Annotated in this window: 16 protein-coding genes and 1 tRNA gene; 16 read left to right on the plus strand and 1 reads right to left on the minus strand. The window is 67.6% G+C overall.

The features are described 5' to 3' along the window. Positions 1 to 68: 68 nt before the first annotated feature. The 12 genes from C1922_RS04990 to C1922_RS05045 all read left to right on the plus strand — a co-directional run bounded on the left by C1922_RS04990 (position 69) and on the right by C1922_RS05045 (position 10062). On the plus strand, positions 69 to 851 hold the full coding sequence (locus tag C1922_RS04990) for a serine/threonine protein phosphatase (RefSeq protein ID WP_108748747.1): 783 nt from the start codon (positions 69 to 71) through the stop codon (positions 849 to 851). A 149-nt stretch (positions 852 to 1000) separates the two neighbouring features. After that, positions 1001 to 1945, plus strand: coding sequence for an ACP S-malonyltransferase (fabD, locus tag C1922_RS04995; RefSeq protein ID WP_108748748.1), 945 nt, complete (start codon positions 1001 to 1003; stop codon positions 1943 to 1945). 81 nt (positions 1946 to 2026) lie between these two features. Beyond that, a complete protein-coding gene (gene fabG / locus C1922_RS05000; RefSeq protein ID WP_107230029.1) occupies positions 2027 to 2770 on the plus strand; it encodes a 3-oxoacyl-ACP reductase FabG in 744 nt (247 codons plus the stop codon). A gap of 152 nt (positions 2771 to 2922) precedes the next feature. Continuing rightward, positions 2923 to 3162 carry an acyl carrier protein gene (acpP, locus tag C1922_RS05005; protein WP_108748749.1) on the plus strand — a complete coding sequence of 80 codons (240 nt, stop codon included), beginning with the start codon at positions 2923 to 2925 and terminating at the stop codon, positions 3160 to 3162. Between the two features lie 143 nt (positions 3163 to 3305). Further along, the gene (gene fabF / locus C1922_RS05010; protein ID WP_108748750.1) at positions 3306 to 4568 is read left to right on the plus strand and encodes a beta-ketoacyl-ACP synthase II; all 1263 of its coding nucleotides are present in this window, start codon (positions 3306 to 3308) and stop codon (positions 4566 to 4568) included. A gap of 125 nt (positions 4569 to 4693) precedes the next feature. Beyond that, on the plus strand, positions 4694 to 6058 hold the full coding sequence (locus tag C1922_RS05015; RefSeq protein ID WP_108748751.1) for an aminodeoxychorismate synthase component I: 1365 nt from the start codon (positions 4694 to 4696) through the stop codon (positions 6056 to 6058). 120 nt (positions 6059 to 6178) lie between these two features. Continuing rightward, a complete protein-coding gene (gene mltG / locus C1922_RS05020) occupies positions 6179 to 7240 on the plus strand; it encodes an endolytic transglycosylase MltG (RefSeq protein ID WP_108748752.1) in 1062 nt (353 codons plus the stop codon). Beyond that, positions 7237 to 7902 (plus strand): dTMP kinase, encoded by a 666-nt coding sequence (gene tmk / locus C1922_RS05025; protein WP_108748753.1) that lies wholly within the window; start codon positions 7237 to 7239, stop codon positions 7900 to 7902. Before mltG ends, tmk begins: the two co-directional genes overlap by 4 nt. Next, positions 7899 to 8855, plus strand: a complete 957-nt coding sequence (locus C1922_RS05030; protein WP_108748754.1) for a DNA polymerase III subunit delta' — start codon at positions 7899 to 7901, stop codon at positions 8853 to 8855. Before tmk ends, C1922_RS05030 begins: the two co-directional genes overlap by 4 nt. Next, on the plus strand, positions 8852 to 9205 hold the full coding sequence (locus C1922_RS05035) for a PilZ domain-containing protein (protein ID WP_108748755.1): 354 nt from the start codon (positions 8852 to 8854) through the stop codon (positions 9203 to 9205). Before C1922_RS05030 ends, C1922_RS05035 begins: the two co-directional genes overlap by 4 nt. 194 nt (positions 9206 to 9399) lie before the next feature. Then, positions 9400 to 9474 (plus strand) — tRNA-Val (locus C1922_RS05040). Positions 9475 to 9768: 294 nt separating this feature from the next. Further along, positions 9769 to 10062, plus strand: a complete 294-nt coding sequence (locus tag C1922_RS05045; RefSeq protein ID WP_108748756.1) for a DUF6393 family protein — start codon at positions 9769 to 9771, stop codon at positions 10060 to 10062. Between the two features lie 29 nt (positions 10063 to 10091). Here the strand turns inward: C1922_RS05045 and C1922_RS05050 are convergent, their stop codons facing one another. After that, the gene (locus C1922_RS05050; RefSeq protein WP_234413468.1) at positions 10092 to 10637 is read right to left on the minus strand and encodes a hypothetical protein; all 546 of its coding nucleotides are present in this window, start codon (positions 10635 to 10637) and stop codon (positions 10092 to 10094) included. Between the two features lie 296 nt (positions 10638 to 10933). Here C1922_RS05050 and C1922_RS05055 point away from each other — a divergent pair, with 296 nt between their 5' ends. The 4 genes from C1922_RS05055 (at position 10934) to C1922_RS05070 (ending at position 15223) form a co-directional block, all read left to right on the plus strand. Beyond that, entirely contained in the window at positions 10934 to 11665 is a 732-nt protein-coding gene (locus C1922_RS05055; protein ID WP_108748757.1) for a class I SAM-dependent methyltransferase, read from the plus strand. Positions 11666 to 11784: 119 nt separating this feature from the next. Beyond that, positions 11785 to 12225, plus strand: a complete 441-nt coding sequence (locus tag C1922_RS05060; protein WP_108748758.1) for a hypothetical protein — start codon at positions 11785 to 11787, stop codon at positions 12223 to 12225. Between the two features lie 134 nt (positions 12226 to 12359). Beyond that, positions 12360 to 13697 (plus strand): SWIM zinc finger family protein, encoded by a 1338-nt coding sequence (locus tag C1922_RS05065; RefSeq protein WP_108748759.1) that lies wholly within the window; start codon positions 12360 to 12362, stop codon positions 13695 to 13697. Beyond that, positions 13694 to 15223: a DUF5691 domain-containing protein gene (locus tag C1922_RS05070; RefSeq protein ID WP_108748760.1), complete on the plus strand. Its 1530-nt coding sequence runs from the start codon at positions 13694 to 13696 to the stop codon at positions 15221 to 15223. The genes C1922_RS05065 and C1922_RS05070 overlap by 4 nt, the downstream gene beginning before the upstream one ends. The last annotated feature ends 14 nt before the right edge of the window (positions 15224 to 15237 follow it).

The raw sequence follows: 15237 nt of genomic DNA on the forward strand, positions 1-15237 counted from the left end.
TCAGTTACGACAACGTGAATCTGTCGTTACGGCCCCTTTGGGGCCGTAACGCGTTTTGGAGAACCGTCATGGTTGAGCCCATCGTGATCGAAGGGCAGCGTGCCTGGCTGAAGCAGTACGGCAAGGGAAGCCGCGCGCTGGCTCTGGGCCTGCTGAACTTCGTCGCCCATCGTTTCCAGCTGGACGCGCTGCGCCCGCCGCCGCACCGTGGTGGTGATGCCGCCCGCGAAACCGAAGCACGCCGCCTGGGCGAACTGCATGCGCAGGGCATCAACGTGCCCGAAGTGATCGGTAGCGGTCACGCCGCGCTGGTGATCGGCGACAACGGCAGCTCCTTCAATACCTGCCTGCGCGAGGCCGACGCGGCCGGTCGCGACCGCCTGGTGGCCGCCGCCATGCAGGCACTGGCCGAGGCGCATGCGCGCGGGGCCTATTTCGGCCAGCCGCTGCCGCGCAACCTCACCTGGGACGGGCAGAAGGTGGGCTTCATCGATTTCGAGGAAGACCCGCTGGAAGTGATGGACCTGGCCGAGGCGCAGGCCCGCGACTGGCTGATGTTCGGCTACGGCGTGGCCAAGTACTACGCCGACCGCCCCGAACGCCTGCAGGCAATGATGGCCGAGGCCATGAACAGCGTGCAGGGGCCGGTGCGCGCCCACGTGCATTCGGTCAGCGGGCGCCTGCAGGGCCTGGCCCGGGTCTGCATGAAGATGGGGCGCTCGGCGCGCGCGTTGGCGCATTCGATCTTCATCACCCATGGCGCCACCACGCTGGGCCTGATAATGGTGGTGGGGCTGTGCATGGACTTCTTCGCCGACGGCGAGCTGGACATCCTGCAGCTGTTCTGCTGAAGGCGGGCAGGGGGGCAGGGCCCTTTTCCGGAGGAAAAGGGATCCGACCCCGCCATTGCTCCATACGCCGTGCATACGCGCACGTACAGACGACACGGGGAATTCACCCTTATCATGGCCCGCTTCGATTGCAACAAGCGGATGACCGCGTGACCGTATCCACCCTCGCTTTTGTCTTCCCCGGTCAGGGCTCGCAGTCCGTGGGCATGCTGGCCGAACTGGCCGAGCTGCACCCGCAGGTGCGTGAAGCCTTCACCGAGGCATCCGATGGTGCCGGTGTCGACCTGTGGGCGCTGTCCCAGGGCGGCCCGGAGGAAATGCTCAACCGTACCGAGTACACCCAGCCGGCGCTGCTGGCCGCGAGCATCGGCGCGTGGCGCGCCTGGAATGCCGTGGGCGGTCCGCGTCCGTCGGTGCTGGCCGGGCACAGCCTGGGCGAGTACACCGCACTGGTCGCTGCCGGCGCGCTGAGCCTGCACGATGGCGCCCACCTGGTGCGCCTGCGTGGCCAGCTGATGCAGGAAGCCGCGCCGACCGGCGTGGGTGCGATGGCCGCCGTGCTGGGCGCCGAAGACCAGCTGGTGCTGGACGTCTGCGCCGAAGCAGCGGGCAGCCAGGTGGTGGTGCCGGCCAACTTCAATTCGCCGGGCCAGATCGTGATCGGTGGCGACGCAGATGCGGTGGACCGCGCGCTGGCGCTGCTGGCCGAAAAGGGCGTGCGCAAGGCGGTCAAGCTGGCCGTCAGCGTGCCCTCGCACACCCCGCTGATGCGCGAAGCCGCCAACCGCCTGGCCGAAGTGATGGCCGGTCTGTCCTGGCAGGCGCCGCAGCTGCCGGTGGTGCAGAACGTCGATGCCAAGGTGCATGACGGCGTCGATGCCATCCGTACCGCGCTGGTGCAGCAGCTGTACCAGCCGGTGCAGTGGACCGGCTGCGTGCAGGCCCTGGCCGCCCGTGGCATCACCCAGATCGCCGAGTGCGGCCCGGGCAAGGTGCTGACCGGCCTGGTCAAGCGCATCGACAAGACCCTCGATGGTCGCTCGCTGGCCACCCCGGGCGATTTCGAAACTGCCCGCGAGACGTGGTCGGCCTGATCCCCCTGTTCCTGCCGACCGTGCCGGTGGCCGCTGCAAGCGGCACGGGTGCGGCGGCCGCCCCAGCCTGAGGAAAACATCATGAGCAAGCCCCTGCAGGGTGAAATCGCACTGGTCACCGGCGCCAGCCGTGGCATTGGTGCCGCCATCGCCGATCTGCTGGCCGCCCAGGGCGCCACCGTCATCGGCACCGCCACCACCGAATCCGGCGCCGCCGCGATCGGTGAGCGCCTGGCCGCCCACGGTGGCCACGGCCGCGCCCTGAACGTGACCGATGCGGCCGCGCTGGACAGCGTGCTGGACGGCATCGCCAAGGAATTCGGCGCGATCTCGATCCTGGTCAACAACGCCGGGATCACCCGCGACAACCTGCTGATGCGCATGAAGGACGAGGACTGGGCATCGATCATCGACACCAACCTCACCAGCGTGTTCCGCACCAGCAAGGCCGTCATGCGCGGCATGATGAAGGCGCGCAAGGGTCGCATCATCAACATCGCGTCGGTGGTGGGCGTGACCGGCAATGCCGGCCAGGCCAACTATGCCGCCGCCAAGGCTGGCATCATCGGTTTCAGCAAGTCGCTGGCCAAGGAAATCGGCTCGCGCGGCGTCACCGTGAACGTGGTTGCGCCCGGCTTCATCGACACCGACATGACCAAGGCGCTGCCGGAAGAAGCACGCACCGCCCTGATCAACGACATCGCCCTCGAACGCCTCGGTTCGCCGGAAGACATCGCCCATGCGGTGGCCTTCCTGGCCAGCCCGGCGGCCGGCTACATCACCGGCGAAACCCTCCATGTGAACGGCGGCATGTACATGCCGTAAGCAAGGGGCGCAGGGATTGCGCCGCAAGTGGTTGATCTGCGAGGATTTTTGCTGCAATGCAAGGTCGCGCCGGTTTCCACTACACTATCCCACGGCCATCGCCTTTGATGGCGACCATTTTTGAACCACAACTCCATCTGGAGCGAGATCCCATGAGCACCATCGAAGAACGCGTCAAGAAAATCGTCATCGAACAGCTTGGCGTCAAGGAAGAAGAAGTCACCAACAGCGCATCGTTCGTCGATGACCTGGGCGCTGACTCGCTGGACACCGTCGAGCTGGTGATGGCCCTGGAAGAAGAGTTCGAGTGCGAAATCCCGGACGAAGAAGCCGAGAAGATCAGCACCGTGCAGGCTGCCATCGACTACATCAAGGCCCACGTCAAGGCCTGATGTCAGACGGCTGTGCGCGTGCGGGCTCCTGCTCGCCGCGCACCGCACCCCATGGGGCCGCAGTTGCGGCCCCGTGTGTTTGAGCATCACATCGAAGCAAACCGTGTTACCCGTCGAAAACGTGCGGGTCAGGAGAATCAGCAATGAAGCGTCGCGTCGTCGTAACCGGCCTGGGTATCGTCTCGCCGTTGGGCAATGATCTGGCCAGCAGCTGGGAAGGCATCACCCAGGGTCGTTCGGGCATCGGTCCGCTGACCAACGTTTCTGATGCCTACCTGGATCGGTTCACCACCAAGATTGCAGGTGAGGTCAAAGGCTTTGACATCACCGCCGACAACGAACTGTTCGGCAAGTACCGGGTCAGCGGCAAGGATGCCAAGAAGATGGACCCGTTCATCCATTACGGCCTCGGTGCCTCCTTCATGGCCCTGCAGGATGCGGGCCTGGATATCACCGAAGCCAATGCCGACCGCATCGGCGCCATCGTCGGCGCCGGCATCGGCGGCCTGCTCGGCATCGAAGAGCAGACCATCGATTTCCACGAGGGCAAGAAGATCTCGCCCTTCTACGTGCCCAAGACCATCATCAACATGCTGCCGGGCCAGCTGAGCATCATCACCGGGCTGAAGGGCCCGTCGTTCTCGGCCGTGTCCGCCTGCGCGACCTCGAATCATTCGATCGGTACCGCGATGCGCATGATCCAGTACGGCGATGCCGACGTGATGGTGGCCGGTGGCGCCGAGCGCGGTTCCTCGCCGACCGCGCTGGGCGGCTTCTGCGCCATGAAGGCCATGAGCACCCGCAACGATGCCCCGGAACAGGCCTCGCGCCCGTGGGACAAGGACCGCGACGGCTTCGTGCTGGGTGACGGTGCCGGCATCCTGGTGCTGGAAGAGTACGAACACGCCAAGGCCCGCGGCGCCAAGATCTACTGCGAACTGGCCGGCTTCGGCGCCAGCTCCGACGCGTACCACATGACCGCGCCGAGCGAGAACGGCGAAGGCGCTGCCCGCTGCATGGCCATGGCCATGCGCGACGCCGGCGTGACCCCGGACCAGGTCGGTTACCTCAACGCACACGGCACCTCCACGCCGCTGGGCGACCTGGGCGAAACCATGGCCATGAAGACCGCCTTCGGCGACCACGCGTACAAGATGATGGTCAGCTCCACCAAGTCGATGACCGGCCACCTGCTGGGTGCCGCCGGCGGCGTGGAAGCGATCTTCTCGGTGATGGCGCTGCAGGACAACGTCATTCCGCCGACCATCAACCTGGAGCAGCCGGGCGAAGGCTGCGACCTGGATTACGTGCCCAACGAAGCACGCCAGGCCAAGGTGGACGTGGTGATGTCCAACGGCTTCGGCTTCGGTGGCACCAACGGCACGCTGATCTTCAAGCGCGTCTGACCGGGGTTGTAGAGTCGAGCCATGCTCGACTGAACGTGCAACCCAGTCGAGCATGGCTCGACTCTACATGCGAAGAGGCCGCCGCAAGGCGGCTTCCGTGCATCTGAACCCCTGAACTGGCCGCCATGACCCACGCACCGCTGATCCACCCGCTGCCGCACCCGATCGACCTGCTGGCCGTGCAGCAGCACGACCCCGCGCGCTTCCCGCTGCTGATGGAATCCACCGCCTCGGGCACCGCGCAGGGGCGCTGGAGCCTGCTGCTGGCCGCGCAGGGCGACCAGCTGCGACTGGATGCCGATGGCCAGGTGCGTGACCAGCACGATGCAGTGCAGCCGGGCACCTTCCTGCAGGTGCTCGACCGCGTCTGGCAGGCCGAGCGCCTGCCGCACGACGGCAGCCCCAGCCTGCCGTTCCGCGGTGGTTGGGCGTTGATGCTGGACTACGAAGTGGCCAGCCAGATCGAACCGGTGCTGCCGGCGCGCGCGCGCGACGATGGTCGCCCCACCGCGCTGGCACTGCGGTGCCCGGCTGCGCTGCTGCACGACCACGCAGCGAACGCCAGTTTCGTCATTGCCGAAGCCGATCAGCAGGCCCTGCTGGACGCGCTGGTGGCACAGGCCGCGGCCGCGCTGCCCGAAGCCGGGCAGGGCTGGCACCCGCCGCAGTCGGTCGGCGAAGACGCGCCGCAGCGCTTCACCGACCGCGTGCGCCGGGTGATCGATTACCTGCGCGCTGGCGATGTGTTCCAGGTGAATCTGTCGCGCCGCTGGAGCGCCCGGTTCGCCGCACCGGTCAGCCCGCAGGCGCTGTACGCGCAGCTGCGTCGTGCCAACCCGGCACCGTTTGCCGGGCTGTTCAGTGCGCACGGCCGCCATGTGGTCAGCTCGTCGCCGGAGCGGCTGGTGTCGGTGCACGCCGGCCATGCGCAGACGCGGCCCATCGCCGGCACACGCCCGCGCTTCGAGGGCGATGACGATGCCGCGCGCATCCAGGAACTGGTCGGCCACCCCAAGGAGCGCGCCGAGCACGTGATGCTGATCGACCTGGAGCGCAACGACCTGGGGCGCATCTGCCTGCCCGGCACGGTGGTGGTGGATGAACTGATGACGGTGGAGAGCTATGCCCATGTGCACCACATCGTCAGCAACGTCAGCGGCCATCTGCGTCCTGAAGTCACCCCGGGCGAAGTGATCGCCGCCACCTTCCCTGGCGGCACCATCACTGGCTGCCCGAAGGTGCGCTGCATGCAGATCATCAGCGAGCTGGAACAGGTGCCGCGCGGTGCCTACACCGGCGCCTTCGGCTGGCTGAACCGCGACGGCGACCTGGACCTGAACATCCTGATCCGCACCGCCGAGGTGGACGGGCACGAAGTGAGCTTCCGCACCGGGGCCGGCATCGTGGTCGACTCGGACCCGGACAAGGAACTGGACGAGACCCGCGCCAAGGCGCGCGGCCTGCTGCGCGCGCTGGGCCAGCAGGGCTGACCGGTCGCTCCCGCCGGGCTTGGCCGGCGAGCGAAGCGGGGTTTGGCACACACCCCCATCATGACCCCACGCCACCGGGCACGGTATCCTGCACGGCGGAATCGCATTCAGAGGTAGTCCATGGCGGGAGCCAAGCGCGGGTGTCTGTTCGTGGTAACGCTGCTGCTGGTGCTGGCCGCCGTGCTGGTCGGCGTGGGCGCGTGGTTCTTCCACCAGCAGAGCCAGTTCGCCGACCAGCCGATCAGCCCGTCCACCGACAGCGTGGTCATCGCCAGCGGCGATGGCCTGAACAGCGTGCTGCGCAAGCTGCGCGACGCCGGCGTGGACGAAGGCCAGGACACCCAGTGGCAGCTGCTGGCGCGCCAGCTCGATGCCGCCGGCAAGCTGAAGGTGGGCGAGTACGCGCTGGACAACCGCCTGACCCCGCGCGAGCTGCTGCTGCGCATGCGTGCGGGCAAGGTGCTGCAGCACCGCGTCACGATCGTCGAAGGCTGGAACATCCGCCAGGTGCGTGCCGCGCTCAAGCGCGCCGATCCGCTGCTGCACACCACCGATACCCTGGATGATGCTGCCCTGATGCAGCGCCTGGGCTTCGGCGGGCAGCACCCGGAAGGCCGCTTCCTGCCGGAAACCTATGTCTACCAGCGTGGGGACAGTGACTTGGACGTGCTCAAGCGTGCGCACGCGGCGATGGAAAAAGCCCTGGACGAAGCCTGGGAAAGCCGCGCGCCGGATCTGCCGATCAACACGCCCTACGAGCTGCTGACCCTGGCCTCGATCATCGAAAAAGAAACCGCGCTGGCCAGCGAGCGGCCGCAGATTGCCGGGGTGTTCATGCGCCGCCTGAAGATCGGCATGCGCCTGCAGACCGACCCCACCGTCATCTACGGCATCGGCGCGGCCTACGACGGCAACATCCGCCGGCGCGACCTGACCACCGACACGCCGTACAACACGTACACCCGTGCGGGCCTGACCCCGACCCCGATCGCCATGCCCAGCCGCGATGCGCTGATGGCCGCCGCACAGCCGGCACCGGGTAATGCGCTGTACTTCGTCGCCGTGGGCGATGGCAGTGGCGCACACGTGTTCTCGCCCAGCCTGGACCAGCACAATGCCGCGGTAGCCCGCTACCTGCAGCAGCTGCGCCAGCAACGTTCCAAGGAGACCCCGGCGCAATGAGTTCCGCGCTGCTTCGCCACCCGCGTTTCGTCAGCCTGGAAGGCGGCGAGGGCGCGGGCAAGACCACCGCCATCAACGCCATCCGCGATTGCCTGCGCAGCCATGGCCACGAGGTGGTGCTGACCCGGGAACCGGGCGGCACGCCGCTGGCCGAGCGCATCCGCGGCCTGGTGCTGAAGCCCGACGCCGAGATCGCCGCCGAACCGCTCAGTGCCGAGGCCGAACTGCTGCTGGTGTTCGCCGCGCGTGCGCAACATGTGCGCCAGGTGATCAAGCCGGCACTGCAGCGCGGTGCCTACGTGCTCAGTGATCGCTTCACCGATTCCAGTTACGCCTACCAGGGCGGTGGCCGCGGCCTGGACCCGCAGTGGATTGCCGATCTGGAGCGCCGCGCGGTGGGCCTGCTGCCGGGCCTGACCCTGCTGCTGGATGTGGACGTGGCCGTGGGCCGCGCCCGCGCCAACGGCCGCGATCTGTGGCCGGACCGCATCGAAAGCGAGCAGGACGATTTCTTCCAGCGCGTGCGCGAAGTGTTCCGCGGCCGCGCCCACCAGGACCCGCAGCGCTTCGCCCTGGTCGATGCCGGCCAGGTGCAGGAACGCGTGGCCGCCGATGTGGTGGCGCGCGTAGAGCAGTGGCTGCAGGCGGGGCAGGGCGCATGAGCACCTTCTCGCCCTGGCAGCAGCGCGCCTTCGACCAGACCGTGGCCGCGCTCGATGCCGACCGCCTGGGCCATGGCCTGTTGATCTGCGGCCCGGCCGGGCTGGGCAAGCGCGAGGTGGCGCTGGCCCTGGCCGACCATGTCCTGGCCCGCGGCGATGCGTCCCACGCCGCACGCACGCGCCAGTTGATTGCCGCCGGCACGCACCCGGACCTGCAGCTGGTCAGCTTCATTCCGAACAAGAGCGGCGACAAGCTGCGCACCGAGATCGTGATCGAGCAGGTGCGCGAGATCACCAACAAGCTGGCGCTGACCCCGCAGTACGGCGTGGCCCAGGTGGTGATCGTCGATCCGGCCGATGCGATCAACCGTTCGGCCGCCAACGCGCTGCTGAAAACGTTGGAAGAGCCGCAGCCCGGTCGTTACCTGTGGCTGATCAGCAGCGACCCGGCGCGTCTGCCGCAGACCGTGCGCAGCCGTTGCCAGCGTCTGGAATTCAAGCTGCCGCCGCATGACGAAGCCTTGGCCTGGCTGCAGCAGCAGGGGCATAGCGAAGCGGCCGCGCGCGAAGCGCTGGAGGCCGCGCGCGGCCATCCCGGCCAGGCCGACAACTGGCTGCGCGAAGACGGCCTGAGCCTGCGCCGCGAAGTGGGGCGCGAGCTGGAACAGCTGGCCGCCGGCAGGACCGGCGCGGTGGAGCTGGCGCAGAAGTGGTGTGGCGATGACAACGCGGCCCTGCGCCTGCGCTTCGCCGCCGACCTGGCGCTGGCCCAGGCCAGCACCGACGCCTTGACCACGCCGGAGCGATTGCACAAGCTTGCAGCCTGGTTCGATGCGGCCAATCGCACCCGCGACCTGCTGCGCACTACGGTGCGTGCGGATCTTGCGGTGGTCGAGCTGCTGCTGGCCTGGAACAAAGTCAACGAGCGGCCTGCCGCAAGGGGTAACCGATGAGTGCCAGCAACGCCCGCCAGGGCATCCTGTCCCTGGCCGTGAAGGACAAGGCCGCGCTGTACAGCGCGTACATGCCATTCGTGAAGAACGGCGGCATCTTCGTGCCCACGCCCAAGCGCTACTTCCTGGGTGACGAAGTGTTCCTGCTGCTGACCCTGCCCGATTCCAGCGAGCGCCTGCCGGTGGCCGGCAAAGTGATCTGGGTCACCCCGGCCGGCGCACAGGGCAACCGCACCGCCGGCATCGGCGTGCAGCTGGCCGACGGCCAGGAAGGCGAGACCGTGCGCCACAAGATCGAGACCCTGCTGGCCGGCCTGACCAGCTCGGACAAGCCCACCCACACCATGTAAGGCGACGAACCTCGAACACCCGAGATTCCGCCCCTTCGTAGCGTCGAGCCTGCTCGACTGCTCCTCCAATGTAGAGTCGAGCCATGCTCGACTGCAGCTCGACGACAGGCCTGAAAAAGCCCCGAGAACACAAATGTGAAAAAGTGTTGACGGCCTCAAAAAAGCCCCTATAATGAGCGGCTCAGCAACACACCGGGCGGTTAGCTCAGCGGTAGAGCATTGCCTTCACACGGCAAGGGTCACAGGTTCGATCCCTGTACCGCCCACCATGTTGCAGAACGAAAGAAGCCTCCAGCAATGGGGGCTTTTTTGTTGGCTGTGATTCGGGTGAGCACGGATGGGTCGTCTGCGCTCACGTCAGAGATCCTGTCGTTCCAAGCGCTTGCCGGTCAAAGAACGAGTGGCGTAGATTCGATGGACGCGCACCCTGTGCCTTCATCAGGAGGGGCCAGTTCTGCGTCATCGCTGTGGCGTCATTGATCACTGCGATTGGCTGCACATCATCAACTGACATCGGTTCACGCATGCCTGGGGAAGCGAGCAGGAACCGGGACGTGAGCGCGATGCTTGAGGAAGTCCATGCGTCCCGGAAACCGGTTGGATTCGAACAGCTGGATGTGAGTGCCATCGTCAGTCGCTATCTGCCGGCGGGGACGCCGCGCGCTGATGTGCTGGCTGCGATTCGGGAACATCCGGCAGCCCGAATCATCGAGGATTGGCCTGCGACCTTGATTGTTCGCAATGACAAGAGCAAGGCGGTGCTGGACCCAGACGCGCGCTCGGTGGTCATGACCTTCACCTTCGATGGCGCAGACAAGCTGACGCAGGTGCAGGCGGTGCACCTGAAGCATCAGTAGCAGAACTCCCCCGTGCGAACAGGGACCTTTCAGCTACGCGGCTGCTCATGACACCTCGCATCATGCAGTTCCACACGAACACGCTGCCCGAGTTGCCGCGCTGCGAACAACAGTCCATCGCGATGAACATCGCCCAGATGCTCGTGCGGCTGCCCCTGCACGCGCGCACGCTCGTCGGCATGCAGCAGCTCCAGTGCGGTGGCCAGTGCGGCCAATGAACGGCTGATCGATGCCACGCAAGGTGCAGTGAGTATCTGTGCAGCGCAGGTCTGGCCGTCTTCCGCATCGCCGATGCGGATCGCCTGAAGGTGGGCGAGGAACAGGGGCTGATCCGTGGCCGGCGATGCGTCGCGCAACGCGCACTCGATTTCGCGGGCGATGTCGTCGGGCACGTCGGCAGCGATATCGCCGATGAGCGCGTGCAGGCGCGGATGGAGGTTGGTTCGATTGGTCATGGCGAAACCCTCACTGGCGAAAGGCCACCTTCTGAAAGGAAGGTGGCGGGCGGTGCGGGTTGGCGTACCAAGGCAAACAAGCATCCCGACCAGGGCAACGTGCCCCGGCAGGCCGAGCATCGGCGCGTTCCAGCACGAACGTCACTGAGGAAAGTTGCCATTCCGCAGGGGATTTCACTTCTGTGAGCAGCACCACACACCACCTGCGCACGCGATCACCAACAGCGTCCGCTCTCGTTCAACACACCACCCGCGCAACGCATCAAGGCCCAGCGCCACCCGGTCGTTCGCGTCACAAACCCCAAGCCCATCTTTACAACCGTTTTAAGACGGACATGTCGCAATTGCCCCTTCGGCATGACACCCCATGCGGATAGCGTTGTCACCAGGCGTTTTCAACACGCGAAGGAGTGCCGATGTCTGCCCACTACGACAGCATGGTCGATCAGTACGTAGCGTATGCGGGTGCGTCGCCCACGCGCCCCATCGAAGTGCGCACCCTGCTGCAGCTGGCCGGCCCGCTGCAGGGTCGCGATGTGCTGGACCTGGCCTGTGGCTCGGGTTACTACGGCCGCGTGCTGCTGCGCCATGGCGCGCGCAGTGCGGTGGGCGTGGACCAGTCGCAGGGCATGATCGATTTCGCCCGTGCGCTGTCGCGGCACAGCAACGACGACATGCAGTTCCACACGCGTGACGTGCTGGACATGGCCGACATCGGTACGTTCGACATCGTGGTGGCGGCCTGGCTGTTCAACTATGCAGACTGCCCGGCCACCCTGCAGGCGATGTTCGCCGCGGTGGAGCGGCACCTGAAGCCTGGCGGGCGGCTGGTGGTGCAGACCTTCAATCCCGATTACCGGCTGGCGCTGGGCGACTACGCGCAGTACGGGGTGAAGGTGCTGGAAGAGCAGCCCTGGCAGGACGGTGCGCGGCTGCGCCTGCAGTTTCCCGGCACGCCGCCGGCGCAGGTCACCAACTACCGCTGGCCGCGCACGCACTACGAAGAGGCTGCCGTGTTGGCCGGTTTCGCGCGACCGCAGTGGCATGAGCCGCAGCTGGATGCCGAAGACGTGGCGCGCCACCACCCCGGCTACTGGAACGACTACGTGCACAACTGCATGTCGGTGAACCTGCTCTGCCAGCGCTGAGCGGCACCGCTCAGGACGGACGGGGGCGGGGCGCGCCGCAGGGGGGGGGGCGACCTGCCTCCCTACATCCCCTTGCGCGGGGTTGGGTATGCTGGGGCGCCTTTCTGCGTGTGCCTGCCATGAACGATCGACGTACCGCGCTCATTTCCGCCCTGCGCAGCGCCGGCTGCAGCGCCCCGGTCGGTTGGGCCGACAGTGAACTGAGCGAAGACATTCCGCAGTTCGCCCGCTTCCTGGTGCTGCGCGACGTGCATCGCTTGGCCGACGACGTGGACTCGGCCCTGGCCGAAACACTGTTCGATCGCGACGATCTGGCCGACACCCTGCAGGCCCTGCGCAGTGCGGTGCCGGCCGCGGCGCTGGAGGCATTCCTGCGCGCCTATGGCCAGGCCCTGGGCAACAGCTTCGTGATGGCGATGGACGAAGGCCCGTCGATGCGCGAAGACGGCATGCCCGGGTGGGTACTGATGGAAACTGACGCAGATGACACGCCCAGCGGCCGCCTGATCCAGGGCCTGCACGAAGACTATCTGGACTTCGCAACGTCCGTCGCGCCGTAGTCTGCGGCGCCCGGCCGCCGTTCGCGCGCCACCGGCCGTCTCGCCGGGTGATACTCGGAGCGGCCATCATGGCCCTCCCGTGAATGTCATCTGCGCTCGGCTATGATGGACGTCGAACTGAAGTGAGTACGCATATGGAAGTACGACTCACGCGCGAGCAGGTGCTCGCGCTGGCGCCGGATGCGGCGTCGGCCAAGGCCGGCGGTGCGCTGGCCATCGATGGCAAGTGGGGCCTGCTGGGCGCCGACGCCGAAGCACTGTGGGGCGAATGCCAGGGCAGCGGCTCCAAGCCGTACCAGACCCAGGTGGACCTGGCCGCGCTGGTCAGCCGCTGCTCGTGCCCCAGTCGCAAGTTTCCGTGCAAGCACGGCCTGGCGTTGCTGTTGCTGTACGCGGCGGGCAACCCGCGCTGCGTGCCGCAGGCGCGCCCGGCGTGGGTGGACGAATGGCTGCAGGGCCGCCGCGATCGCTCCGCGCGCAAGGAAGCGGCCGCCGAAGCCGCGGCCAGTGCGCCGCCGCCCGATCCGCAGGCGGCAGCCGCTGCCGCCGGCAAGCGCGAACAGGGGCGCTGGGCGCGCATCGAGGCCGGTGCCGCTGAGCTTGAACGTTGGATCGCCGACCAGTTCCGCCAGGGGCTGGCCAATCTTCCCGCCGATTTCGATGCCGATGCGCAGCGCATGGTGGCGCGCATGGTCGATGCGCAGGCGCCGGGCCTGGCCAGCCAGCTCGATGCGGCACTGGGCAGCGGTACGCGCGGGCTGGCACAGCTGGGTGAACTGGCCCTGCAACTGGGGCTGCTGCAACTGCTCACCCAGGCCGTGCCGCGCCGGCACACGCTGGACGCTGCACGCGTGGCCGATCTGCGCGCCGCGCTGGGCTGGTCGCTGGAACGCGAGAGCGTGCAGCGCGACGGCGAAGCCGTTGCCGACCGCTGGCACGTGCAGGGGCAACGACTGATCGAACAGGCCGGCAACCTGATTGAACGCCGGGTTTGGCTGCAGGGCCTGGACAGCGGGCGCACCGCACTGCTGCAGGAATTCAGCCACGGTGGCCGCGGCTGGGACGCGCAATGGCTGACCGGCTGCGTGCACGCGGCAACGTTGCATTTCCACCCCGGTACGGTGCCGCTGCGCGCGCTCGCCAGCGACGTGCAGGCCGCCACGCCGGGCCCAGCCAGCGCACGGCCCGATACGCTGGAATCGGCAACGCAGCCGTATGCCGACAACCCCTGGTTGCCGCAGGTCGCCCTGCGCATCAGCGACGTACACATGGCCCATGACGGTACGCGCAGCTGGCTGGAGCACGCCGAAGGCGCGTTGCCGCTGCAGTTGCCCGGCCTGCAGGCCTGGTCGTTGCTCGCCTTCGGCGGTGGCCAGGCGCTGTGCGTGATGGGCGAATGGGATGGGCAGACGTTGTGGCCGCTGTCGGCGTGGAATGCGCAGGGCGAGCGCTGGGAAAGGAGTGCCGCATGAACGAGGCCTGGTTGAAACCGGCATTGCTGGGCGTGGATCGACCGCAGGCCATCTGCACCGGTGGCGCGATGGACGATGTGCTGCAGGCCATCATCGAAGGGGCCGACGACCCGGCGCTGGCGTACAGCCGACAGATGGGCGTGCTGGCCGCCTGCCGCCGCGCGGCCGCGCCGTTGGCAGCGGCGGTGGCGGTGCCCGCACCGGCACCGCACGATCCGGCGGCCTTGCCAGCCGACCATGGATGGGCGTCGCTGCTGGCCACCTTGTTCAACGCCGGCCATGCCGCGCCGTGGTTGAAGCGCCTGCGCCAGCAGGCCTGTGTGCGCCTGGCTGCGCAGGGTCGGCATCTACCGGTGGCGGTGCTGCCGGCTGCGCTCGACGCGGGCGCACGCTTCGCCACACTGCGCGATGTGCTGCGCCCGGTATTGGGCGAGCGCGGGCGCTGGTTGGCGGCGTGCAACGACGAGTGGGGCTATGCGCTGGGCGGCGTCGCCCCGGCGGCAACGGCGCAGGACCTGGAGCAGGTCTGGAACGAAGGCAGCAGCGAAGCCCGTCTGCAGGCGTTCCAGCAGCAGCGTGCGATCGATCCGGGCGCGGCGCGTGCGCGTCTGCAGCAGAACCTGAAGGAACTTCCGGCCCGTGATCGCGCGCTGTTCGTGGCGGCGATGGGCAACGGCCTGCACACCGACGATGAAGCGCTGCTGCAGGCACTATTGAAGGATCGCAGCCGCGAGGTGCGCGCGCTGGTGGGCCCGCTGCTGGCGCGCTTGCCCGATAGCGCACACGCGCGCTTCATGCACGCGCAGATGCAGGGCCTGCTGCAGGCCCAGCGCAGTGGACTGCTGCGGCGTAGCACCTGGCAGTTGCAGGCGCCGGCGGCGGCCGAAGCGGGCTGGGCCGAGGCTGGCATCGACAGCAAGCGGCCCAACGGCGAATCGCTGGGCGAACGTGCCTGGTGGCTGTATCAGTTGGCCCGCCAGTGGCCGCTGCAGTGGTGGTGCCAGACCCTGGAAAAGACCCCCGAGGAGGTGCTGGCCTGGGCGCAGAAAACCGATTGGTTCGCCGCCCTGCTGCGCGCCTGGATCGAACAGGTCGATGCCCGCGAACCGGCCTGGGTGGAAGCGTTGATCGCGCACAAGGCCAGCTACCACCACAAGACCGCGTTGCTGGCGCTGTTACCGGTGCAGCAGCGCGAGCGCCATTGGCCAGCCACGCTGGCCGAACTGCAGGCGCAGGGCCTGCTGCACACCGTTCTGGACAGCACCGAAGCGGCAGCGGTGCTGGGCCCGGCCTATTCGCAGGCGCTGGCAACGCAGGTGGGCGCGCTGCTGGGCGATGAGCGCCTGCGCTACGACTACCTGCTGCGCGATCAGTTGCTGGAACTGCTGGCCGTGCTGCACCCGTCGGTACTGGCGCAGGTGCAGGTGGCCGAGCCGCCGGCCACGGCCACCGAGGCGATGCTGGCCTGCACGCAGCAGGCCCGCGCGGTGCTGCTCACCCGCCGCGCGCTGTACGCACCGATCTGACTGTTTCCCCTTTT

The organism is Stenotrophomonas sp. ZAC14D2_NAIMI4_7, assembly GCF_003086675.1.
GTDB lineage: Bacteria > Pseudomonadota > Gammaproteobacteria > Xanthomonadales > Xanthomonadaceae > Stenotrophomonas.

What these genes read in the sequence shown, in the direction of transcription:
- C1922_RS05070 (WP_108748760.1), top strand. Translation starts at nt 13,694, where the DNA reads ATGAACGAGGCCTGGTTGAAACCGGCATTGCTGGGCGTGGATCGACCG.
- acpP (WP_108748749.1), top strand. Translation starts at nt 2,923, where the DNA reads ATGAGCACCATCGAAGAACGCGTCAAGAAAATCGTCATCGAACAGCTT.
- C1922_RS05050 (WP_234413468.1), bottom strand. Translation starts at nt 10,637, where the DNA reads ATGCTCGGCCTGCCGGGGCACGTTGCCCTGGTCGGGATGCTTGTTTGC.
- C1922_RS05065 (WP_108748759.1), top strand. Translation starts at nt 12,360, where the DNA reads ATGGAAGTACGACTCACGCGCGAGCAGGTGCTCGCGCTGGCGCCGGAT.
- C1922_RS05045 (WP_108748756.1), top strand. Translation starts at nt 9,769, where the DNA reads ATGCTTGAGGAAGTCCATGCGTCCCGGAAACCGGTTGGATTCGAACAG.
- C1922_RS05035 (WP_108748755.1), top strand. Translation starts at nt 8,852, where the DNA reads ATGAGTGCCAGCAACGCCCGCCAGGGCATCCTGTCCCTGGCCGTGAAG.
- C1922_RS05030 (WP_108748754.1), top strand. Translation starts at nt 7,899, where the DNA reads ATGAGCACCTTCTCGCCCTGGCAGCAGCGCGCCTTCGACCAGACCGTG.
- C1922_RS04990 (WP_108748747.1), top strand. Translation starts at nt 69, where the DNA reads ATGGTTGAGCCCATCGTGATCGAAGGGCAGCGTGCCTGGCTGAAGCAG.
- mltG (WP_108748752.1), top strand. Translation starts at nt 6,179, where the DNA reads ATGGCGGGAGCCAAGCGCGGGTGTCTGTTCGTGGTAACGCTGCTGCTG.
- tmk (WP_108748753.1), top strand. Translation starts at nt 7,237, where the DNA reads ATGAGTTCCGCGCTGCTTCGCCACCCGCGTTTCGTCAGCCTGGAAGGC.
- fabF (WP_108748750.1), top strand. Translation starts at nt 3,306, where the DNA reads ATGAAGCGTCGCGTCGTCGTAACCGGCCTGGGTATCGTCTCGCCGTTG.
- C1922_RS05055 (WP_108748757.1), top strand. Translation starts at nt 10,934, where the DNA reads ATGTCTGCCCACTACGACAGCATGGTCGATCAGTACGTAGCGTATGCG.
- fabG (WP_107230029.1), top strand. Translation starts at nt 2,027, where the DNA reads ATGAGCAAGCCCCTGCAGGGTGAAATCGCACTGGTCACCGGCGCCAGC.
- C1922_RS05015 (WP_108748751.1), top strand. Translation starts at nt 4,694, where the DNA reads ATGACCCACGCACCGCTGATCCACCCGCTGCCGCACCCGATCGACCTG.
- C1922_RS05060 (WP_108748758.1), top strand. Translation starts at nt 11,785, where the DNA reads ATGAACGATCGACGTACCGCGCTCATTTCCGCCCTGCGCAGCGCCGGC.